The sequence below is a fragment of the Terriglobales bacterium genome, from assembly GCA_035764005.1.
Taxonomy (GTDB): Bacteria; Acidobacteriota; Terriglobia; order Terriglobales; family Acidobacteriaceae; genus Gp1-AA112.
This window is the reverse complement of record DASTZZ010000031.1, coordinates 112,264-133,156: the sequence shown is the minus strand read 5'-3', so window position 1 is coordinate 133,156 and position 20,893 is coordinate 112,264. Positions and strand designations below refer to the sequence as shown.

Below are 20,893 nucleotides of genomic sequence, written 5' to 3'. Positions count from 1 at the left end.
TTCGTGATTTCGCGATTTGCAAATCACGAAATCGCAAAACCACGAAATTCCACAGGAAACCTCAACAACTTCGAACTCACTCAAAACTGGAGCTCAATGGCAAATACAAAGTCGCTCAGCAAAGAAGATCGTAAAAAGGCAAAACGGGCAGCCCGCAAGAAAGCTGCGCCGAAGGCGAAGCGCACCACACCTCGCGGTTCCCAGAAGCGCAAGGTGAAGAAGATGGCGCGCGGCACTGCTAAACGGTAGAGAACTTTGTAGGCGATAAGTTTTAGGCTGGCTGTTTAAGCCTATTGCTTATCGCCTATTGCTTATCGCCTATTGCTTATTGCCTATTGCTTATTGCCCTGCCCGCGGCGCACTCAGCGCCACAGATAGAAGAAGCTGGGATTATTCGTCTGCAGCATCCGCGCCTGAGCGGGAAGCAGTTGCGTTACGTCGCCAAAAAGAATATCCAGCAGCGTGCGCTTCTTCTCCTCTGGATGGACCAGCGAGGGTTCTCCGCGAATGCCCACCGCTTTTGCCGTGTCGTCTACGGCGTCCTGGAATCCCCCAAGTTTGTCGATGAGCTTGAGGCCAATTGCTTGCTCACCCGTCCACACGCGCCCGCTGGCGAGAGGCTTGATGTAATCCACCTTCAACTTGCGGCCATCGGCGACGTCGTGGATGAATTGTCCGTACATCTCGTTGACCAGGCTTTGCAGATAGTCGCGTTCCGCGGGAGTCATCTCGCGGGCGGGATCGCCCGCCGCCTTTAGCTCTCCTGCGGTGAAAAGCACTTCCTTCAGCTTCGCCCAGCGCAGCAGGTCGCCATAGTTTACCCACTCGGCGATTACGCCGATGCTGCCGACGATACTCGCGCGATTCGCATAAATCTTGTTCGCGCCGGAGGCGATGTAGTACGCGCCGCTGGCTCCGACCGTCTGAATCGAAGCGACGATCATTTTTTTCTTTTGATCGCGGACACGCTTCACGGCTTCATACATTTCCTGCGAAGCCGCGGCCCCGCCGCCTGGTGAATCGATGCGCAGAATGATTGCCTTAATCGAGGAATCATCTCCATAGCGCTTGAGTTGTTCCACAAACGGCTTGGCCTGGAGTATCACGCCTTCAACGTCGACCACGGCGATTTTCTCGCCGCCGCCAACATCGAAGCTCCCGTTGCCGCGAACGCTGAAGTACAGCAGGGAGAAGATCACGAGTGCGAAGAGGAAGAACGCTCCTCCTCCGATCAGAATCCAGAGGAGTGTCCGCGGACGTTCACCAGCCATGTTGAAAAGTTTAGCACCCGAAACTGGAGCGCCTGGTCACGCTCGGCATCAGCACACTGTCGATATCAGGCCAGAACATCCAATGCTGATTGAGATTCTGCGCGTTGAGCCGCGCATAGAATTGTCGAGCGGATGGATTTCCGGGATCGACGCAGACTCTCCTGGCATCTTGCCCGGCGAACCATCGAGCCAGGATTCGCACCATTTCGGAACCGATCCCTTGCCTCCTCCGCTCTCGAATCACGTCGATCCACTCCAGCTCTCCTTCGCAATCAAAACGGCGAGTCAGGTGTCCAGCGATGAATCCGATGATCTCGCTGTCGTGTGACGCGATGAAGAGGATGCGCGGCGCTAACGCCTTTTGTGGATGCAGTCGGCCTTCCATGTATCCGGTGATGCGCTCCGTCCAGTGCTTCTCCGATCCCCACTCGGCGGCGCGAATGCGAGCGAGTGCGGGAACATCGGCAACAACAGCTTCTCGATAGGTTACGCTGGACATTTTCCCCGGCCGCTCTCTTAAGAGTGCGCAAGTTGACACATAACGACAGTAATGTCCAGGTTGGGACGAAATTCCCTTATGATTCATTTTGCAGACATCGCGCGGGCACCCGCCTTGGTTTAGTGCTCAGGGTCCTATGAAGAAGCTGCGGATTCTCGTTTCGCTGGTTAGCAATGAAAACGAGTATCAGCGTGAGCAGTCGCGAGTAGCCAACGACGCAGCCCTGCGTCTCGGAGTTGATGTCCAGGTAATCTACGCCGAAGGCGATGCGATCAATCAGGGCCAGCAGATTCTTGAGGCCCTCCAGGCACCGCCAACGGTTCGGCCAGACGCGGTAGTTTGCCATCCTGCAGGCACCGGCCTCACGCAAGTGGCGCAGGCAGCCATCGCGGCGGGAGTCGGCTGGGCGGTCGTGAACCGCGAAGTCGACTACCTCAGCGCGCTGCGCTCCTCAAGCAAGTTGCCGAGCTTCTGCATCACCGCCGACCAGCGCGAGATTGGACGCATTCAGTCGCGGCAAATGGCTGCCTTCCTGCCACAAGGCGGACTCGTACTGTATATCCAGGGCCCATCAGGAAATTTCTCCGTCGAAGAGCGCACCCACGGAATGCAAACCACGAAACCGCCGAATGTGCAGGTCCGCATGATTCGCGGACGGTTCACGGAAGATAGCGGCTACCAGGCGGTGAAGCAGTGGCTCACTCTTTCCACATCGCGCCAAACTCCTCTCGATTTGGTCTGCTCCCAGAATGACGCGATGGCCCTCGGGGCGCGCAGAGCGCTCGAAGAAGAGAAGGCTCTCCCGGAAAATCTCATGTTCGCAGGATGCGATGCCGCCGGCGAGATCGGCCAGGATCGCGTCCGCAAAGGGATTCTGGCAGCTTCTATCGTCCTGCCGCCCTCTGCGGGGCTAGCAGTCGAGACCTTCGTCAGTGCCTTCCAAAGTGGCATGCAGCCTCCTGAACAGACCGTGCTGAAGCCCACATCGTTCCCGCCAGTTGACCAACTCACAGCCAAACGAGCGGCTGGTATGAACGCTCGACCCTGAACTCAAAGGCTTGTTTTTCCCCTAGAATCTAGGCATGGCATTTCCCATCACGCGCTTGCGGCGGCTCCGCCGCAATGAAGCGCTGCGCAGCATGGTGCGCGAGACGCGGCTCACTCCCGAAGCGTTCGTTTATCCGTTGTTTGTCTGCCCGGGAGAAGGCGTGCGCAAGCCGATCGGCTCGATGCCTGGCGTTTTCAATTTCTCCATTGATCGCCTGATCGAGGAAGCTCGCGATGCCCATTCAGTCGGGATTCCCGCCGTGATCCTTTTTGGTTTGCCTGAGCGCAAGGATGAGCAAGCAAGCGGAGCCTGGGAAGATGACGGCATCGTGCAGCGCGCTACGCGCGCAGTCAAGCGTGCGATTCCAGAGCTGCTCGTAATTGGCGACGTTTGCCTATGCGAATACATGTCGCATGGCCATTGTGGGATCGTGAAGAAGACCACTGCCTCGGGAGTCGCTGAGTCGAGTCGCAGTGGAGCAGCAGCGGTACCATCGCGAGTGGAAGAGTACGAGATCGTCAATGACCAGACGCTCGAAATCCTCGCCCGCACAGCGGTTTCGCAGGCAAAAGCCGGAGTGGACATCATCGCCCCGTCCGACATGATGGATGGCCGCATCTCAGCCATTCGCGCAGCCCTCGACAAAGCCGGCTTCCAGAACACTCCCATCCTGTCTTATGCCGCAAAGTTCGCCTCTGGATTCTACGGACCGTTTCGGGAAGCCGCCGATTCGGCGCCGCAGTTCGGCGACCGGCGCTCATACCAAATGGACGGCGCCAATCTGCGCGAAGCGCTCCAGGAAATTGAATCGGACATTGGGGAAGGCGCGGACATGATCATGGTTAAGCCGGCGATGCCGTATCTCGACGTGATCTCGGCCGCGCGCGAGCGCTTTAATCTTCCGATCGCCGCGTACCAGGTCTCAGGCGAGTACGCAATGATCCAGGCCGCAGCACAAAACGGCTGGCTCGATCGCGAACGAGTAATGATGGAATCGTTGATATCTATTCGACGCGCGGGCGCAGGAACTATCCTGACGTACTTCGCGAAAGAGGCAGCCAAGCTGATCGGGTGATCTGAAAGCAAAAACAACGGCAAAACCCGACGCGGATGCCGCGGATGGGACGCGGATAACGCTGAAGGAATTGATCTCCCGGGTTGCTGAATTCTTTCACAATAGCTTTTAGATCCACTTGATTTCTGAATTCGTCGCAATCCGCGTCCCATGCGCGTCGGGTTTTGGTTTTACTTCACCCGATGACCCGATCGCCCGATCACCCGATTCTCAGGTTGCCTTCCATCCCGAGAAGCTCCCTCAGCAAACTATTTACTCCTTTAGCAACACGATTCAGAGTCTCCCCATCTTATCGGGCGAGGACTTTAAAGGGAGGGGCCAACTATGCTCTGGACAATTTTTGCCATCCTGCTGATTCTCTGGCTTTTGGGATTCAGCTTCCATGTGGCAGGAGGTTTGATCCATCTGCTTCTGGTCGCGGCCGTGATCGTGTTGATCGTCAACCTGATCACCGGACGGCGAACAGTCGTCTAAAGATCGGATCGGAAAACGAGAGCCGCCACTATGGCGGCTCTTTTACTTTCGGGCGGACCGTCGGTGCCTAAGCGCTGGCAGCCTCAGAACCAAGAGGCAGGAAATACTGTGTTCCGCGGATGGGCTCGGAGAGCCGCCGCAACAGCTCCTGCAGGTCCTGATGGCGCTCGACGAAATCGATGTCGTTCGTATTCACGACCAGCAGGTCTGAGGCGGTGTAATGAAAAAAGAAGTGCTCGTAGGCTTTAACGATCTCTTCGATGTAGTCGTCGCTGACGGCCATTTCTGAAGGTGCATTCTTTCGGCGCAAGCGACGCTTCAGCACCTCCGGACTAGCCTGCAGGTAAATCACGAGATCGGGTGTCGGTAACTGTTCGCGGAAGTAGTTGTAGTAGCGGTTGTAAACCGCGAGTTCGGTGTCGTTCAGGTTGATGCAGGCAAAGAGCTTGTCTTTTTCAAAGATGTAATCGCATACCACTGCCTTGCGCGAGTGCGGCTCCAGAGCGCGCAACTGCTCGAAGCGGGCAATCAGAAACGCAAACTGGGCCTGAAAACCTGCACCTGGCTCTCCATCGTAAAAAGCCGAGAGAAACGGATTATTTTCCGGCTCCGTGATGCGTTGTGCGTGCAGGCGGTCGGCGATGATGCCGGATAACGTGCTCTTGCCTACGCGAATGGGACCTTCCAGGGCAATGTAGCGAGGGGGGTCGAAGAGCTTGGCCATAAACCGGGTCTGCTCGGAGCATAGCTTGGAGAGCGCAGCCAGACAATCCTAAAATTTCGACCGGAGAACGGCGAACACTGAGGTCACGAAGGGAAAAAGCGAGAGGTCACAACAGACGCTCCGTGACCTTCCGGCTGTTGACTTCGTGACCTTCGTGTTCGCTCTTCTCTAGAATGTCTGAGTGATCGGAAAGATCGTATCGGCGACGCTGGCTTCAGCCGGCTATCTCGCATATCACGCGTATTCTTCGAGCTCGCAGTTATTTGGGGCAGCCCTATCGCATTGTCCAGATCCTCGTGACCTGGCACTGACTTATGATGACGGACCCAACGACATCCACACCGAACGGCTCCTCGAGATCCTCGCGCGGCACGAAGTCAAAGCAGCTTTCTTTCTCATCGGAAGATTTGTGAAAGCGCGTCCGCACATTGCGCGTTTGATTGTCAGCGCCGGACATCTTGTTGCAAATCACACGGTCAGTCATCCCAATTTGCTGTTGCAGTCACGCAGGAATGTTGTGCGCGAGCTCTCCGGCTGCTCGCAGATGATTGCCGACGCGACTGGAGTGATACCGAAATTCTTTCGTCCGCCTTTTGGAGCCCGACGTCCGGCAGTGCTCACGGCTGCGCGCGAGCTCGGGCTTGAACCCGTGATGTGGGACGTAACCTGCTTCGATTGGCGCCGCACAACGACCGACACGGTCGAACACCATGCGCGCAAGCGAATCGATCGAGATCGAACTCACGGACACATCATTCTTTTCCACGATGGCGGTCACACCGGCCTGGGTGCAGACCGCTCCCACAGCGTCGAAGCCACCGAGCGACTCATTCACCGATACAAGAGCACGCATCGATTCTGCCGCGTCGATGAGATTCAGCCGCGTGCGGCGGAGGCGCGAACTGCGCTATCATCCGCGTAGGCAAACATCATGGCTAAAGCAAAGATCGATGCCTTCGAAGTCGGCTGTCCGTGCTGCGGAGCTCTGCTCAAGATTGATCCCGAAACGCGTGCAGTCATTGCGCACACGCCACCGGCGCGTCCAAAGACGTTCAATGACTTCGAAGAAGCTGCCCGCGCAATGCGCGAACAGGAAGGACGCAAGGAATCGCTATTTCGTCAGGCGGTCGATGCCGAGCGAAACAAAGCCGACCTGCTGGAGCGCAAATTCCAGGAAGCCGTGAAGCGGGCCAAAGATACTCCCGATACGGGAAAGCCGTTGCGCGATTTCGATCTGGACTAGAGCAGTTTCACCATCACTATACTTGGCTTAAGTGTCGACGTTCTTGGAAGCCCCCGCACGGCTGTGCGGTGTGCGCCCCCGACTCAGGTCGGGAGTTTCCGCCATGCCGCTCCACTGCCTTTCGACTCCTCCGACCTCTTGCGCTGAATTCGTGAACTCCTACTGAATTGAGGTGCCCTGCAGGGGAATATCGAAGTAAAACAGCTCCTGTCCCTGGCTATTCCGCAATCCGGTGAACAGAATATGCGAGCCGATGAGTGGTTGCTGAACGCCGCTCACGTCGAAGAAAAGAAATCCCGACTGCGTATTGTGCGGCTCCACGGCTTTCGCTTTGAAGATCAGGTAATCGACCTCCTCGTCTGTGTTCTTGGGAAGGCGCTTTGGCTTGGAGCGAGGAATGGGCACGGGGAGCGGAATGCGGGAAGTCGCCGAATCGTGAGGCTCGGCTGAATTCGCGATTGCGCGCTCTACATCTTCCTTTGTCAGAGGCTCGCCTTTGGCTTTGCGCGCCGTGGTGAACTGAATTTGGGCGTCGGCCAGCGAAATGGGTTGATCCGTATCATTGCTGATGATCAGGCGGACGGGCAAAATGCGGTTCTCATAGAACTTCACATGAAACACCGAATCCTTCTCTGGACCATAAGGATCGATGGCTATGGTTACGCCTTCGTCCTTGTGAGTTTCATGTTGGGAAAACTTGGCGGCGTGGCCGGCAGGCGGAATGTCGGGAGGCTTGTAGTCGAATGCATTGGCCGCGATAAAGCAAAACAGCAGCAGCGCTGACGCCCAGAATCTTTGACGCGGCCCAATACTCATCGTCTACACCGATGCAAAGAAGCCTTTCATGCGCTGCAGCGCCTTTTTCAAGATTGCGCCGCTGGTCGCATAGGAGAGACGGATGTGCTCGCGCGTGCCAAAAGCTTCGCCCGGAACCGTCAGGACGTGGCCTTCCTGTAACAAACGATTCGCAACATCGATGCTCGATTTCAGTCCGCCGCGCCCAAGGTACGCCGAGACGTTGGGATAAACGTAGAAAGCTCCCTCAGGTCGGGCGCAGGTCACTCCGGGAATTTGTTTTAGGTCGGCGAGAACCTGATCGCGCAAGCGGACGTAGTCCGCGCGGAATTCCTTGATGCAGTCCTGCGGACCTTCGAGCGCGGCAATCGCCGCCTTCTGCACAATCGAAACTGGGCTCGAGGTCGATTGACTCTGCAGCTTGTTGACCTGATCGATCACCGCCTTCGGACCCAGTGCGTAGCCGGAGCGCCATCCGGTCATTGCGTAAGTCTTCGAGAGTGAGCCGATGATGACGAGATGCTCGCGCGCTTCAGCGATTGAGCCGGCGGAGTAAACATCGCCGGTGAAATTCAAATAAACGTAGCACTCGTCAGACATCACGTAGATGCCGCGCCGATGCGCCATGAGCACAACATCACGGAAGTCGTCGCGATGCATCACTGCGCCAGACGGATTGCAGGGCGTGTTCAGGATGATAGCTTTCGTACGCGAGGTAATCGCGCGCTCAACCATGTCCGCCGTGATGCGAAAGTCCTGCTCTTCGTCGGCGTGAACATAGACGCACTTGCCGCCGGCATACTCGACGATGTCTTTGAACGAGACCCAATATGGGACTGGGATAATGACCTCATCGCCGTGATCGACCAGCACCTGGATGGCATTGAACAACGCCTGCTTGCCGCCGGTAGAGGCGCAGGCTTCTTCTGCCTTGTAGTCAGAACTGAAATCGGCGGCGTGGCGCTTCACAATGGCTTTCCGCAGCTCAGGAATGCCACCTACGGCGGTGTACTTGGTGAAATTCTGCTGAATCGCCACGATGCCTGCGTCCTTGATGTGCTGTGGCGTGTTGAAGTGCGGCTCACCCATACCGAGATCGCTCACATCGATGCCCTTGGCGCGCAGCTTGGCGCCTTCCGCGGTCATGGCCATGGTGGCTGAAACTTCAATGCGGTTAAGCCGCGCGGAAAATGGACTGCTGACTGCCGTGCTGGTTGCCATCGCTTTTCTCCTGAGTTATCGCTTTGCAGCCGAAGCCGCCGGGCCAAACTTCTTTTGCAGACGCTCCTCGACGTTCGGCGGAACGAGCCCTCGAACCGATCCACCGAGCCGGAAAACTTCCTTCACCAGCCGCGAACTGAGATAAGAGTACGCCTCGGCGGGCATCATGAAGATCGTCTCCACAGAAGCATTGAGCTTGCGGTTCATCAATGCCATCTGGAGTTCATATTCATAGTCGCTGATAGCCCGGATTCCGCGCAATACGGCATTTGCCTTTTGCTTAACAACGTAATCCACAAGGAGGCCGGAAAAGGTATCCACACGCACGTTCGGCCATCGGGACGTCGCCTCCGTGAGCATCTCGCGGCGTTCAGCCACGTCGAACAGGGGCTCTTTCTCGGAATTCTTGAGGATCGCGACTACCAGTTCATGAAAGATCTTGCTGCCGCGCTCGATCAGGTCGAGATGGCCGTTGGTGAGCGGGTCGAATGATCCCGGATAAATTGCTTTGATCTGCTTCATGAAGACGGGAGCGCTATATCCGATTGTAACTGCAGTTTTTACCACGAGCCATGGAGTGCACGGAGAGAGCCGGGGTTGAACACGAAGGACACGGAGGAAACGAAGGTTGTCCTTTGAGGCCCCCACGTCTATGGGAATACCAGAGCTTGATCGGCCGGTTCCAATCAACCTTTGTGTCCTTGCGGCCTTCGTGTTCACCCCCGGGTTTCGGCCGCCCTACTCATGCCCGCGTACGCTGGATGGAGAAATTGCGTCCCACACGCAAATGCCATTCCCACGGACAAGTGTGCAAACAGTTGCACCGTCGATTTTTTCGTGACTGGCAGCGCTAAATTCTGGTCATAGCAAAATCAGCGACTTACAGCGATAAAAGTTTGGTTCGGCAATTGCAATATAGGAGATCTGAGAGGTCGTGAAGGCATTTGGGGGAGTGCTCAACGGTCTCGATGGAAATCTTGGGCCCGAAGAAGTGGGGACCATAGAGATGAACGCCAGGGTGAACCAGCTCTGGCGTTTTCCATTTTAGGGCTATCCCTTAGTGATGTGTAGATGGATGGAGGCCCTTATTGTACCTTTCTGAGCTCTGCCAGGATTTCGTCGGCCGTCCTTATGTCCGGTACTGAGCTGCTCACCTTGCGATAAACCTCGCGACCGTTGCTGTCAAGGACGAGGGTTGCACGCAACGCTATGTCCTCGCCACTGTGCCCTTTGGGGTGAAGCAATCCGTACTCGCGAATTACTTTGGCTTCAGGATCGCTGAGCACGATCACGTTTCCATGCGCTACTTCGTCCCAAACCTTGCGTGCGTGGTCCATATCATCGACGCTGATGGCCACCACGCGGGCGTTTTGCGCGTCAAAATCTGATTTCCTCTGCGCGAACTCGCGCAGTTGCTTCATGCAGAATGGTCACCAGTAGCCTCGGTAAAAAAAGAGAACTGCTTTGTGTCCACGGAGAGACGAAAGAGTGAAATCCTGTCCGTGCGCATCTTTCAGAGCGAAGTCCGGAGCTGCCTGATTGCTCGCACTCACAATCTGCGCCTTGGGATAGTGATATAGCGCAAACGCTACCAGACCGGCCAGAATGAGGACGACAATCCCGATTCCAAGCAGAATTTTCTTGAGCATTGTTGTTCCTGGATTCTGTGCCACCTCGCGCCAAATGTCCAGCGCAGTATCGCAATCGTCCCAACTTACGAAGCTGCGTATAATTTTTTGTTGGCGAAGAGAGGAACAATGAGCGCAGACAACGGACAGGCAACAACACAACTGACGAATGGCTACGAAGTTCCAAAGCCGCGGTCCGAGTGGCTGCGCCGTCGGCGTGAGGAAGCTGCAAAGAGGGGTGATCTGAACTTTTCCCAAATGCACTATGCGCGGCGCGGGATCGTCACGGAGGAGATGGAATACGTCGCTCTGAAAGAGAAGCTCTCTCCCGAAGTGATACGCAGCGAGGTGGCTGCCGGACGAATGATCATTCCCGCGAACATCAATCATGCCGAGCTCGAGCCGATGGCCATTGGCGTGGCTTCGTGCTGCAAAATCAATGCGAACATCGGCAACTCCGCCGTGACCTCAAATGTCGACGAAGAGCTTAAGAAGTTGCACACCGCGGTACATTTCGGCGCCGACACAGTGATGGACCTGAGCACGGGCGGCGACATTCCCGAGATTCGGGAGGCTATCCTCCGCCATTCTCCCGTTCCTATCGGTACGGTTCCGATTTACGAGGCGATCAGCCGGGTCAAACGTATTGAAGACCTTACGCCGGAGATTTACCTCGAAGTCGTCGAGGAGCAGGCCGCGCAGGGCGTCGACTACATGACGGTTCACGCCGGCGTGCTGATTCAGTATCTGCCGTTGGTTTCGAAACGGATTACGGGGATCGTGAGCCGCGGTGGCGCGATCCTGGCCCAGTGGATGGCGCACCATCACAAGCAAAACTTCCTGTATGAGCGATTCGATGACATCACGAAGATCATGGCGAAGTACGACGTTTCATATTCGCTGGGCGATGGATTGCGCCCAGGCTGCATCGCCGATGCGAGCGACGCGGCACAGTTCGCAGAGCTTGCTACCCTAGGCGAGCTTACGAAAAAAACGTGGGAGCACGATGTGCAGGTGATGATCGAAGGGCCGGGCCACGTGCCGATGGACAAGATCAAAGAGCAGGTCGATAAGGAAGTCGAGCTTTGCTACGGCGCTCCGTTCTATACGCTCGGTCCGCTGGTCACCGACATTGCTCCCGGCTACGACCACATCACCAGCGCCATCGGAGCGGCCATGATCGGATGGCATGGCGCGTCGATGCTTTGCTATGTCACGCCCAAGGAGCACCTCGGACTGCCGAATGAAAAAGACGTGAAGGATGGAATCATTGCCTACAAAATCGCCGCTCACGCCGCCGACGTGGCTCGGCATCGTCCGGGAGCCCGCGATCGTGACGACGCCATCAGCTACGCGCGCTACACCTTTGACTGGAACAAGCAGTTTGAGCTCTCGCTCGATCCCGAAACGGCACGCTCGATGCACGATGAAACGCTGCCCGACGACTACTACAAAGAGGCAGGATTCTGCTCGATGTGCGGTCCGAAGTTCTGCTCAATGAATTACTCCAGCAAAGTGGACGAATTTAACAAACGTGTTCACGGCCTCGAAAAGCGAGATCTGAGCGGGTTGATGCAGGAGAATCTGGTGAAGCTGGGCAGGTCGGCGAGATAGCCTCAGCTCCTTGTCATTCCGAACGCCTGGTTTGGCACAGGAATCCCTGTGCAACTGCAGAAATGGCAGCACCAACGGGATTCGGGGATCGCAGGGATTCCTCACTCCTGCTCACGCGAAAACCCGCGTGGGCATGCGTTCGGAATGACAATCAGATTCGCTAGACTGCCGTCGCCGCTTCCACAGCCAGCGGCAATTCCAAAATGAAACGCGCCCCCACCGGCTGATTTTCTTCCACGCGAATCGATCCGCCATGCTCCTGCATAATCCGGCTTACGATGTGCAGTCCCAATCCGGTACCGCGCTTCTTCGTGGAGAAATAGGGAAGGAAGAGGCGTTCCTTGACTTCGGTGGTGATTCCGTGGCCGGTATCGGCGACGACGATCTCGACTGCCTCACGCGTCTCTACGACGTTCGTCGAGATGTAAATCTCTTTCACCAGCGAATCCTGCAGAGCCTCAGCAGCATTGTCTACAAGATTGGCAATCGCTCGGCGCATCGCATCCGGATCGGCGAGAACGGGCGGCAAATTCGAGGCAAGCTGCGTCTGAATTCTGATGCCATCGAGGCGGCCATGGAAGAGCTGTAGTGCGCTTTCAATAATCACATTGATCTCGTTCGGCCGGGGCTGCGCCGTGGGGAAACGCGCCAAAGTTGAAAATTCATCCACCAGGCGACGCACTGTCTCGACAGCGTTAGAGATCGTTTCCGCACAACCGTGCATCACATTCAGCGAAGTGCTGTCGGGTGCTGCCCCGCGATCGAGGTGGCGGCGGATGCGTTCGGCCGAGAGCGCAATTGGCGTGAGCGGATTCTTGATCTCGTGCGCCACGCGACGCGCAACTTCCCTCCATGCAGCCTGCTTCTGCGCGCGCAACAACTCCGTAAAATCTTCGAAGACCAGCACATATCCGAGCCGCTGGCGCTCGATGCGCAGCGACGCGACTGTGATTGCGACGTTCAGCTTGTCGTTGCCGGATTGCAGTTCAAACTGGCTGGTGGTGTTTCCCATGCGATCTGCCTTGCGCATGAGATGGATGAGCTGCGTGGAGATTTCGGTGCCGAAGATGTCGCGAAGAGAGGCGCCTTCGAAACTCTCCGAACTCTCCGGAGGGTTATCGCCGGGTTCGTTCTCGCGAAAGCGCAGCAAGCGAATGAATGCCGGATTCGCCTGGCGAATCTTTCCTGCCGCATCCAGGGAGAGAACGCCTGTTGGAATATTTTCGAGAATGATTTCCGTTTGTCGCCGGCGCTTCTCGATGTCCGAATTTGCCTGCGCAAGGTCACGGGTCGATTGCTCGATTTTTTCGCGACTCTCTTCCAGATCGCCTGCCATACGATTGAACGACGCAACCAGCTCGCCTAATTCGTCAGCGGCAGCAACGGCAACACGGTGAGAGAAGTGTCCTTGGGACAGCTCTTCCGTGGCTGCGGCCAATGCGGCTACCGGCCTGGTGACGAGTTTCGAAATGAACAACGACAGCCAGGTCGCAGCGAAGAGCACCAGCGCAGTGATCAAGAGCAAAAAAAGAATGTAGGTGCGGCGGAGCGCCTTGCGATTCGATCCCAGCGCCTGGTAATTACGTTGGCTTTCTGCAATCTGATCCATGGTCGCAGCAAAGGTCGTCGGCAACGGAATCGCCGTGACCACAGCTCCGGCGCTGCCGACCGTACTCGACGCGACTACGTAATCCGCATTTCCCCATTGCAGGCGATGAGTTGTCTGCAGGGCCTGAAGTAGTGGCTCGCGGAGTTCATTCCACTGCGACGGAACATTTACGGAAGCCGCCGGAGCATGGTCGCGCAGAAGAATGGAAAATCCTCCCTGCAACGCAGGTTCTTCCTCGCGAAGACCTGTCGTTGCGCTAGAAAAATCCCCAGACTCAAACGCACTCTGAATTCCGCGGTTACCAGCCAGCGTCTGCGCTTCGGCCTGCGCATTTGCCTGTGCGTACTGGACGAGCAGTCCCGCGACCTGCTCGGAACTCTCACTGAGGTTCTGTACAGGCGAGGAGAACCAACGGTCGATTGATCGATTGGTGAGCAGATAGGTGAACAGAAACATGAAGAGCGCCGGAGTGAACGACATCAGCAGCGCTCCGAACACCATCTTGGTACGGAACTTTGAACCGAGGACTCCGCCTCGCCTTTCCGCTAGGAGCTTCAGCAGGTTGCGCAGCAAGACGAAAGTAAGCGCAACAAAAAGCAGGAAGACGAGTGCCGACAGAGCCGTGAGCACTAGAGTCTGTTGCACGCTGCCGGGATGGAGGAAGGTGAGATTAAAACTCTGCTGTGAGATCAGAACGAGAAACAACACGAAGATCGCGATCCCCAGGCCGATGATGAGGCTCTTGCGACGCGAGCGGTTCTGATCGTTGCCAGGCACAGGTGTTTGAGCAAATTATAGGACTGGCGGTGAAACTGCTACCGCGCCCGAAATCCAGCTACTCTGGATTCCAACCCCCGCCAGCTGCTTTGCGTCTTACGAAGCAGAGATGCACCTGCGCGGCGCCATCGCAGTGATCGTGAATTTCCTGCTTATAGGTGCGCTTACGACCTATGGCTTTCGCCTCTTCGCGGACTATCACGCGCGCGGACGCTGGGCCAAGAACGTGACGAACCTCCTTGCTGGAGTAGGCCTGATGTTGCTGGCTGCAGCGCTGCTGCTGACGCCAACCAACGCCGCCATTTTGCAGCAGATCGCGCATACCAAAATCGCCCGCATCCTGCTTTGGGCCAGCAACACGCTGCTTCTGGCCGCAATTGCGGCCTTCGGGGTGATCACCTACAGCCGCCCGCTGCGGCTCTGGCATGAACGCAAAATCGAGAGAGACCTACGGCGTGAACTTCCCAAAATTCCCTAACGCTCCGCCCAGGAAAGGCTCTCCCGACGATCGCGGCAAAGTAGTGAGATTCCCGGCGACTGAAGGCGAAGCTCGCCCAAAGAAGCATTGGAATATTTGGCGGCTGGGGCCGGGAGTCGTCACCGGATCGGCGAACCTCGATCCCTCCGCGGTTGTGACGGCAACGATAGCGGGAGCAGCGTTCGCCCATTCGCTGTTCTGGGTCGTTTTCCTGATCGTTCCGTTCCTGCTCGCGATCTTTTCGGTGACCAGCCGTATCGGAGTGCAGACGGGACAGGGATTGCTCGATCTCGTCCGCGACCACTACGGTCGCAAATACGCGATTAGTGGCGCCGTACTGACCATTGTTACGAATTTGGCCGTTGTGATCGCCGACATCATGGCTGTGTCGGACGCCTTCTCGATCCTGACCGGCCTCTCGCGCATGTTTTTTATCGCGGCAACTGCCTTCTTTGTCTGGTACATCCTGGTCTTCCAGGATTATCAAAAAATCACGCGCGCGCTGGTAATCCTGTCTCTACCGCTTTACCTGTATGTAGCCGCGGCGGTGCTGACGCATTCCAGCATTGGAACTCTTTTTCATAACGTCTTCTTGCCGCGAATGCAGGCCACCTCCGAGTACGCAGAAAACATCGTTGCCCTCTTCGGCTCGTTTCTTACGCCTTACATCATCATCTGGCAGACAAGTTCGCGCAGCGATCCTGAGCATGAGCATCACGCGGCCGACTCGGTACTCTCGACGGCGGTCACCTTTGTGCTTGCATGCTCGATTATGATCGCCGCCAGCGCTGTGCTGCATTTCAACAATGCTCCAGAGATGACGACTCGTCAGGCAGCCGAGGCGCTGCGGCCTGCGGTCGGCGATTGGGGACCGATTGTCTTCGCGATCGGCATTATCGGTTCAGGAATGGTGGCGTTGCCGGTGCTGACGGCCTCAATGTGCTTTGATCTGGCGCAGGCTGTCGGCTGGAAGTCGGGACTGAGCGAGAAGCCTTGGGAGGCCAAGCGGTTTTACGTTCTCATCTCTGCTGCAGTATTCGTGGCGGCTGGCGCCAACTACCTGCGAATTAATCCGGTGAAAGCTTTGTATTGGTCAATGGTCTTGGCCGGAACCATGCTTATCCCCACTCTCATCTTTATTTTGCTGATTTCCAACGACCGGCGCATCATGCATACCGTCAATACTCGCTGGCAGAATTTCTGGCTCGGCGCGGCTACGGGCGGCACGGCGGCAGCTGGATTGATCTATCTGTGGTTTAAGCTTTTTTAAACTCGGACACATACCGGGCCGCGAGCAGGCCGTGAGGCAGCCGCACGTTTTTTGTGCGTGCGCTTCTTTCACGCGCGTGCTTCCTGGTTAATCTGATGACGTTCAACCTATCCAGCCGCTGCCGCTAGGCGATGGTATTCGACATCCGCCTGAGGGGACATCAAAACCCAGAGTGTGTAGACACCCAGCGCAGTGCCGAATGGAACACTGAGCAGAGCGATGAAGGCCATCACTAAGGCCAGAGGACGAGCCCAGGTCTGCCGTTCAAGCAGTCCGATACCGGCGATCAGACTGGCGCCCGCTTTGATCGCGATGAAGCACGCGATTCCCGTCAGGAGTGGCTGAAGAAAGGCTGGATGACCTTCGTTATACCGCCCGAAGATTGTCTTGGCAACGATCAAGAGCACAGCAGCGCCGATGGCGTGCAGCACCGCATCAGCAATCCACAAGCTACCAACCAGTCGGAAGTGCTGCTCCACGCGGCTCAGCATATGCCTTCCCAAAATGGCATTCCCGCATTTGCCGCAGACACTCTGATTGGGCGAAAGAGAACTGCCGCACAAATTGCAATACATATCAACCTCACATGGGGAGGACTAACTTACTACAGGATTGGTTCAGCTGGGAGGGAATACGCGAATGAGGGGATAGAAGTTCCAAGAACGAATATGCAGGCAATCAGCAATAAGGGTGATAAGCGGATAACTCCATTACATCTTATCCACCGCGTTGCTGCTTGTTGGCTATTGCCTACTGCCTATTGCTTTCTAACGTTTCCACTACTCGATCAAAATCTTCCAGGGACGCGTACTCAATCACGATCTTCCCCTTACCCCTGTTGTCACGAATTGTGACACGAACTCCCAGCGCGCGCTGAAGCCCTTCTTCCGCAGCCCGCACGTTCGGATCGACGACGCGCTTCGGTTTTGCTTCTGACTGCTGCGCGTCTCCTGGGGCGAGGAGCCGATGCACCATTTCTTCCGTCTGGCGAACAGAAAGCGCAAGCTGACGCACCTTGTGCGCGGCTGAGATAATCGCTTCGGGGCTATCGAGGGCGAGCAAGGCCTTCGCGTGTCCGGCGGTGAGTTCGCCTTTTTCGATTGACTGCTGCACCGTTTCGGGAAGACGCAGGAGGCGAAGCAGGTTCGCAATCGACGCGCGCTCGCGTCCGGTACGCTGGGACATCTGCTCCTGGGTGAGATTAAACTCGCGCGCCAAGCGTTCGAAGGCTCGCGCTTCTTCCATTGGGTTCAGGCCTTCACGCTGCAGGTTCTCGACGATGGTCATCTCCATCGCCTGCTCGTTCGACACCTGCTTGATCACAGCGGGAATAAACTCGCGGCCCAGCTTCTGCGACGCACGCCACCGCCGCTCGCCGGCAATGAGCTGGAAGCGTCCGCTCACCGGACGCACGACGATCGGCTGTACGATCCCGTTCGATTGGATCGAAGCTGCCAGATCGTTCAGAGCCTCGTCATCGAAGTTGCTTCGAGTTTGATATGGGTTCGGATCAATTTCGCTGATCGGAAGGTCGCGAACTGCATTGGGTGGAAGCGCAGCCGAGATTGTTGTTTCAGCAGGACCTGCGGACGGAAGCAGAGATTCAAGTCCACGTCCGAGGGCTTTGCGCGGTCCGGATTGGGTGGTGACAGTTGTCGTCATGTGTGGTGGTTCCTAGAAAATTTTCTTAACCCGTTATCATCTCCATCGACGAATAGAGAGGCTCTGGAGAGCCGAGCGGTGATCGCCAGCGCGAGCCGTCCGAAATGCAACGAGAGCGCAGTCGCTAAAACATGCAACTGCCCCACCGGCTACCGCAGCCGGTTCTGTTGTTCCACGTGGAACATTTAGTCCATTCACGCAGGTCGCGGGCCGAAAGCCGACGGCCGTCTTCACGCCGTCAGCTCTGCGGCGGCTGGCGCATTCGCGGCCATGAGTTTTCCCATCAACTCTTTCGCCAACCTGATATAGCTCTCGGCACCTTTCGAGCGCACGTCATACAGGAGCGCGGGCTTGCCGTAGCTTGGGGCTTCCGCCAGCCGAACATTGCGCGGGATTGTGGTCGCGCAGAGCTTCTCCCCGAAAAACTGGCGCAGATTGCCAGCGACCTGCTGCGCTAAATTCGTACGTTCGTCCCACATGGTCAAAACCACGCCTTCGAGCTCCAGGCCGGGATTGAAGCTTTGCCGGATGCGTTCCATGGTATCGAGCAGTTCGCTGATACCCTCGAGGGCGAAGTACTCGGCTTGCATCGGAATCAACACGGAATCGGCCGCAACCAAGGCGTTCAATGTAAGCAGATCGAGGGCTGGCGGACAGTCGAGGACCATAAAGTCAAACGCGTCTCGAACTTGCTCGAGAGCATTTCGAAGGCGAAACTCCCGTCGCTCCGCATTCACAAGCTCGATGTTGGCTCCGATAAGGTGTTTGTGCGCCGGAAGCACGCTCAAACCTTCTAGTTCGGTTGGTACAACAGCTTCTCGGGCTCCTGAGTCCCCCATGAGCACGTGATAGGCGCTGATACGATTTGGGTCGCGCTGCAGTCCGAGCCCGCTGGTCGAGTTCGATTGCGGATCGCAATCGACAAGCAGTACCCTCACCTCGGCTGCGGCCAGCGAGGCAGCCAAGTTGATGGCCGTAGTGGTCTTACCGACTCCGCCTTTCTGATTTGCGATCGCGATGATTCTCGCCACGTTAGTCCTCAACTCTGAAGCTAACTGCTCGTCTTTTCGAAGGACAACGCCTGATTTTGGTGCACTCGCGTGGATAAGTAGGTTGTTCCACGTGGAACAATTCCGCTAAGCCGCCGATTATCAGCGGGCAGTGCGGGACACGATAGCGTGGAAATCCATGTGGATAAAAGGGTTCGTTCGGGGAGGCACTTTTGAGGGATGGGATGTTCCACGTGGAACATTATCGGAAATTGATCGGTCGAATCGGCGACCAAACTATGTTTACCACCTTGATTCCCCGCTCGCGATGATCGGACAGAACCGCCGGGGTAGGCCGTGGGTAGCTGCCAAATAGCAACCGAATGGTGGATGCCGGAGAGCGCAAAACAGAACCGCCGGCGGAGCCGGTCGGGGCGGAGATGGCCGAGCGGCCAGCTCCGAGAGTGACCGCGCGCACGCAGTCACGAGTAGCGCAGCCGCAAAACAAGCAGCTGCCCCACCGGCTACCGGCGCCGGTTCGGTCCGTGGTCTGCCAAGCCGCCCTCTCTGCAGCCCGGGACCTGAGCAGCCCAGTGGCTCTCTGTCCTCATTCCCAACTCGGGAAATTAAGGGACTGTGGTTGATTTGCTGCCCATGAACAGCACGCGTTCGCGCGATTCGGGAATGCTCACAGGTTCCTTCCACTCAAAGTGCAGCAACTTTGTTGTCGCGATCTGCGCTTGCGCGGCTCCGATCAGAAGGGCGAGCTCGCCATGAGCTTCGAGCAGCGATGCAGCAATAGGCAGAACAGACTCGAACTTCTCTACTGCTCGCAGTGTCACAATTTGTGACCTGTTCGACACGTCTTCCGCGCGTCCTGCATAAATACTGGCGTTGCCGATCTGCGCGTTGCGGATCACTTCGCGCAGGAATGCGACTTTCTTTTGCTTGGACTCGATGAGCGTGACCTTGATCTCCGGCCGCAAAACTGCAATCGGTAAACCTGGAAATCCGGCGCCAGAGCCCAAGTCCGCCAATCGCGTATGAGGTTTTGGATCGAGCTGAGCGCCCGCGAACAGTGATTCGCCGAAGTGTCGGCGCACGATCTCCTGCGGATCGCGTATGGCGGTGAGGCTGATCTTGGCATTCCATTTCAGCAGCAATTCCAAATGCGCTTGCAGTTGTTGGAACTGCTCGGGCGAAAGCGGCTCTTGTATGAATGGTGCGAGGAGAGGCCCGAGCGCGATCATCACTCAGATGGTACAAGGAGCGACGTTGGATGCGTGGATCACTCCGGGCACCAACATTGGTGACAGCCCACGCATTTATGCGTGGGCGAGGCTTCAGCCTCGTCCATACACCTACGAAGAGATTTTCGGCTTTAGCCGCGGAGTTTTGTAGTTTCACACGATCACGGAAACTTCCAAAACGGGCCGCGGCTAAAGCCGCAATTCGAATGCGCACGTCTAAACGAGGCTAAAGCCTCGCCTACGGATAAATCCGTAGCCTGTTACCGGACGCGTTGCGCGGGAGCGAATGGGTACCCTTGAGACAAGATCGACCCATCCGCTACCGCGGACGGTAACTGACCTCCACCTCAACGCGACTGCACAATACAGCAACGATCAAGATGCTCTAGAACCCAAGCTTTTGCAGAAATATGCGGAAACACCCGGTCGGGGCGGCCGCCGGTCCTTTCGCTGTTTTATAAGCTACAGGCGCATTTCCTGACGCGCACGCTCGGCGATGGCACCCATCTCGGCGAGCGGCGCTACATGAATGTTGCTGCGCCTCAAACTCGCAATGGCGAATTGCACGGCGTCGTCTTGGCGATCGAGCGACTCATCGACGATGGCAGTCAGATCGGCCTTCGCCCTCTCGACGCGAGCGATGCCTTCCGTCAACGCGGGATAGCTGAAAGCGAGGACCTTGGCGCTGTTTGGATCGCTACGCAGCGAGACTCCTTGGAACAAACGAATCACGCCGTTCGGTTGGTAGCAACAGTCGATGCGCAGTGAGTCGCCGGGATGCGTGTATTTCGAGGCGCGAATATTCTTCGTGAGCGACTCCCATACGCCTGCCGCTTCGAAGGCTTCGCGCATTTGCGAAACGATGCGCTGGCGAGCCCCGAGTCGTGATTCCCGTTTTGGTACAGGGTGCTCGAGATAGGTTCTTGCCAGCCGCTCCAGGTCCTGCTCCGGAGAATCCGATAACAGTGCGTGCGAGTTGGACAATTGCAGTCCTGTAGAAAGTGTTTCCTGCAGACGATGCATCGTCTGCTTGCGCAACTCCGGTGTGCGTACCTGATCGCGGAGATCTCTTTCAAGGGTTTCGAGAACATCGATATCCGCCTGCGGATCGAGGCAGCGCACGCGGCTCCAGTCGCGCGTGAACTGCACGCCGGCGTAGTCGTCCTCGCGTCCGAGGAGCAGGACGCCGATGTTGACGAACTCGTCCTTGAACGGGTCAGGAACGTAGCGCATCAGCAGGAAGTCGCAAGGCTTGGGCATCTTCGA

22 protein-coding genes are annotated in these 20,893 nt (G+C 56.8%); 9 read left to right on the top strand and 13 right to left on the bottom strand.

Annotated elements, in window-relative coordinates; all coding sequences use genetic code 11:
* Nucleotides 1-96: 96 nt before the first annotated feature.
* Nucleotides 97-249: a hypothetical protein gene (locus VFU50_05905; protein ID HEU5232372.1), complete on the top strand. Its 153-nt coding sequence runs from the start codon at nucleotides 97-99 to the stop codon at nucleotides 247-249.
* A 113-nt stretch (nucleotides 250-362) separates the two neighbouring features.
* Here the strand turns inward: VFU50_05905 and sppA are convergent, their stop codons facing one another.
* Together sppA and VFU50_05895 are read right to left on the bottom strand one after the other, a co-directional pair.
* The gene (sppA, locus tag VFU50_05900; GenBank protein HEU5232371.1) at nucleotides 363-1,271 is read right to left on the bottom strand and encodes a signal peptide peptidase SppA; all 909 of its coding nucleotides are present in this window, start codon (nucleotides 1,269-1,271) and stop codon (nucleotides 363-365) included.
* A 10-nt stretch (nucleotides 1,272-1,281) separates the two neighbouring features.
* The gene (locus VFU50_05895) at nucleotides 1,282-1,770 is read right to left on the bottom strand and encodes a GNAT family N-acetyltransferase (GenBank protein HEU5232370.1); all 489 of its coding nucleotides are present in this window, start codon (nucleotides 1,768-1,770) and stop codon (nucleotides 1,282-1,284) included.
* Between the two features lie 136 nt (nucleotides 1,771-1,906).
* Between VFU50_05895 and VFU50_05890 the strand changes: the two genes are divergently transcribed.
* The 3 genes from VFU50_05890 to VFU50_05880 all read left to right on the top strand — a co-directional run bounded on the left by VFU50_05890 (nucleotide 1,907) and on the right by VFU50_05880 (nucleotide 4,367).
* Nucleotides 1,907-2,818, top strand: coding sequence for a sugar ABC transporter substrate-binding protein (locus VFU50_05890; protein HEU5232369.1), 912 nt, complete (start codon nucleotides 1,907-1,909; stop codon nucleotides 2,816-2,818).
* Between the two features lie 34 nt (nucleotides 2,819-2,852).
* Nucleotides 2,853-3,893, top strand: a complete 1,041-nt coding sequence (gene hemB, locus VFU50_05885) for a porphobilinogen synthase (GenBank protein ID HEU5232368.1) — start codon at nucleotides 2,853-2,855, stop codon at nucleotides 3,891-3,893.
* A gap of 324 nt (nucleotides 3,894-4,217) precedes the next feature.
* Nucleotides 4,218-4,367: a lmo0937 family membrane protein gene (locus VFU50_05880; protein ID HEU5232367.1), complete on the top strand. Its 150-nt coding sequence runs from the start codon at nucleotides 4,218-4,220 to the stop codon at nucleotides 4,365-4,367.
* Nucleotides 4,368-4,434: 67 nt separating this feature from the next.
* Here VFU50_05880 and VFU50_05875 read toward each other — a convergent pair whose 3' ends face one another.
* On the bottom strand, nucleotides 4,435-5,091 hold the full coding sequence (locus VFU50_05875) for a deoxynucleoside kinase (GenBank protein HEU5232366.1): 657 nt from the start codon (nucleotides 5,089-5,091) through the stop codon (nucleotides 4,435-4,437).
* Between the two features lie 181 nt (nucleotides 5,092-5,272).
* Here VFU50_05875 and VFU50_05870 point away from each other — a divergent pair, with 181 nt between their 5' ends.
* Together VFU50_05870 and VFU50_05865 are read left to right on the top strand one after the other, a co-directional pair.
* Nucleotides 5,273-6,013 carry a polysaccharide deacetylase family protein gene (locus tag VFU50_05870; protein HEU5232365.1) on the top strand — a complete coding sequence of 247 codons (741 nt, stop codon included), beginning with the start codon at nucleotides 5,273-5,275 and terminating at the stop codon, nucleotides 6,011-6,013.
* Nucleotides 6,014-6,022: 9 nt separating this feature from the next.
* On the top strand, nucleotides 6,023-6,334 hold the full coding sequence (locus VFU50_05865; GenBank protein ID HEU5232364.1) for a hypothetical protein: 312 nt from the start codon (nucleotides 6,023-6,025) through the stop codon (nucleotides 6,332-6,334).
* Nucleotides 6,335-6,493: 159 nt separating this feature from the next.
* On the opposite strand, the gene VFU50_05860 is transcribed toward VFU50_05865, so the two are convergent.
* The 4 genes from VFU50_05860 to VFU50_05845 all read right to left on the bottom strand — a co-directional run bounded on the left by VFU50_05860 (nucleotide 6,494) and on the right by VFU50_05845 (nucleotide 9,999).
* Complete coding sequence (locus tag VFU50_05860) at nucleotides 6,494-7,150, bottom strand: hypothetical protein (GenBank protein ID HEU5232363.1); 657 nt, start codon at nucleotides 7,148-7,150, stop codon at nucleotides 6,494-6,496.
* Nucleotides 7,151-7,153: 3 nt separating this feature from the next.
* Nucleotides 7,154-8,350, bottom strand: a complete 1,197-nt coding sequence (locus VFU50_05855; GenBank protein ID HEU5232362.1) for a pyridoxal phosphate-dependent aminotransferase — start codon at nucleotides 8,348-8,350, stop codon at nucleotides 7,154-7,156.
* A gap of 15 nt (nucleotides 8,351-8,365) precedes the next feature.
* A complete protein-coding gene (gene coaD, locus VFU50_05850; protein ID HEU5232361.1) occupies nucleotides 8,366-8,872 on the bottom strand; it encodes a pantetheine-phosphate adenylyltransferase in 507 nt (168 codons plus the stop codon).
* Between the two features lie 563 nt (nucleotides 8,873-9,435).
* Nucleotides 9,436-9,999, bottom strand: coding sequence for a peroxiredoxin family protein (locus VFU50_05845; protein ID HEU5232360.1), 564 nt, complete (start codon nucleotides 9,997-9,999; stop codon nucleotides 9,436-9,438).
* Between the two features lie 108 nt (nucleotides 10,000-10,107).
* Between VFU50_05845 and thiC the strand changes: the two genes are divergently transcribed.
* On the top strand, nucleotides 10,108-11,592 hold the full coding sequence (thiC, locus tag VFU50_05840; protein ID HEU5232359.1) for a phosphomethylpyrimidine synthase ThiC: 1,485 nt from the start codon (nucleotides 10,108-10,110) through the stop codon (nucleotides 11,590-11,592).
* Nucleotides 11,593-11,752: 160 nt separating this feature from the next.
* Here thiC and VFU50_05835 read toward each other — a convergent pair whose 3' ends face one another.
* Nucleotides 11,753-13,978 (bottom strand): ATP-binding protein, encoded by a 2,226-nt coding sequence (locus VFU50_05835; GenBank protein HEU5232358.1) that lies wholly within the window; start codon nucleotides 13,976-13,978, stop codon nucleotides 11,753-11,755.
* Between the two features lie 109 nt (nucleotides 13,979-14,087).
* Between VFU50_05835 and VFU50_05830 the strand changes: the two genes are divergently transcribed.
* On the top strand, nucleotides 14,088-14,456 hold the full coding sequence (locus tag VFU50_05830; GenBank protein HEU5232357.1) for a hypothetical protein: 369 nt from the start codon (nucleotides 14,088-14,090) through the stop codon (nucleotides 14,454-14,456).
* On the top strand, nucleotides 14,404-15,726 hold the full coding sequence (locus tag VFU50_05825) for a divalent metal cation transporter (GenBank protein HEU5232356.1): 1,323 nt from the start codon (nucleotides 14,404-14,406) through the stop codon (nucleotides 15,724-15,726). Before VFU50_05830 ends, VFU50_05825 begins: the two co-directional genes overlap by 53 nt.
* A 107-nt stretch (nucleotides 15,727-15,833) precedes the next feature.
* On the opposite strand, the gene VFU50_05820 is transcribed toward VFU50_05825, so the two are convergent.
* The 5 genes from VFU50_05820 to VFU50_05800 all read right to left on the bottom strand — a co-directional run bounded on the left by VFU50_05820 (nucleotide 15,834) and on the right by VFU50_05800 (nucleotide 20,887).
* Nucleotides 15,834-16,301: a hypothetical protein gene (locus VFU50_05820; GenBank protein ID HEU5232355.1), complete on the bottom strand. Its 468-nt coding sequence runs from the start codon at nucleotides 16,299-16,301 to the stop codon at nucleotides 15,834-15,836.
* 175 nt (nucleotides 16,302-16,476) lie between these two features.
* Nucleotides 16,477-17,388 carry a ParB/RepB/Spo0J family partition protein gene (locus VFU50_05815; GenBank protein ID HEU5232354.1) on the bottom strand — a complete coding sequence of 304 codons (912 nt, stop codon included), beginning with the start codon at nucleotides 17,386-17,388 and terminating at the stop codon, nucleotides 16,477-16,479.
* Between the two features lie 230 nt (nucleotides 17,389-17,618).
* Nucleotides 17,619-18,419: a ParA family protein gene (locus VFU50_05810; protein HEU5232353.1), complete on the bottom strand. Its 801-nt coding sequence runs from the start codon at nucleotides 18,417-18,419 to the stop codon at nucleotides 17,619-17,621.
* 584 nt (nucleotides 18,420-19,003) lie between these two features.
* Nucleotides 19,004-19,627: a 16S rRNA (guanine(527)-N(7))-methyltransferase RsmG gene (gene rsmG / locus VFU50_05805; protein HEU5232352.1), complete on the bottom strand. Its 624-nt coding sequence runs from the start codon at nucleotides 19,625-19,627 to the stop codon at nucleotides 19,004-19,006.
* A gap of 462 nt (nucleotides 19,628-20,089) precedes the next feature.
* A complete protein-coding gene (locus VFU50_05800; protein HEU5232351.1) occupies nucleotides 20,090-20,887 on the bottom strand; it encodes a DUF3037 domain-containing protein in 798 nt (265 codons plus the stop codon).
* Nucleotides 20,888-20,893 lie beyond the last annotated feature (6 nt).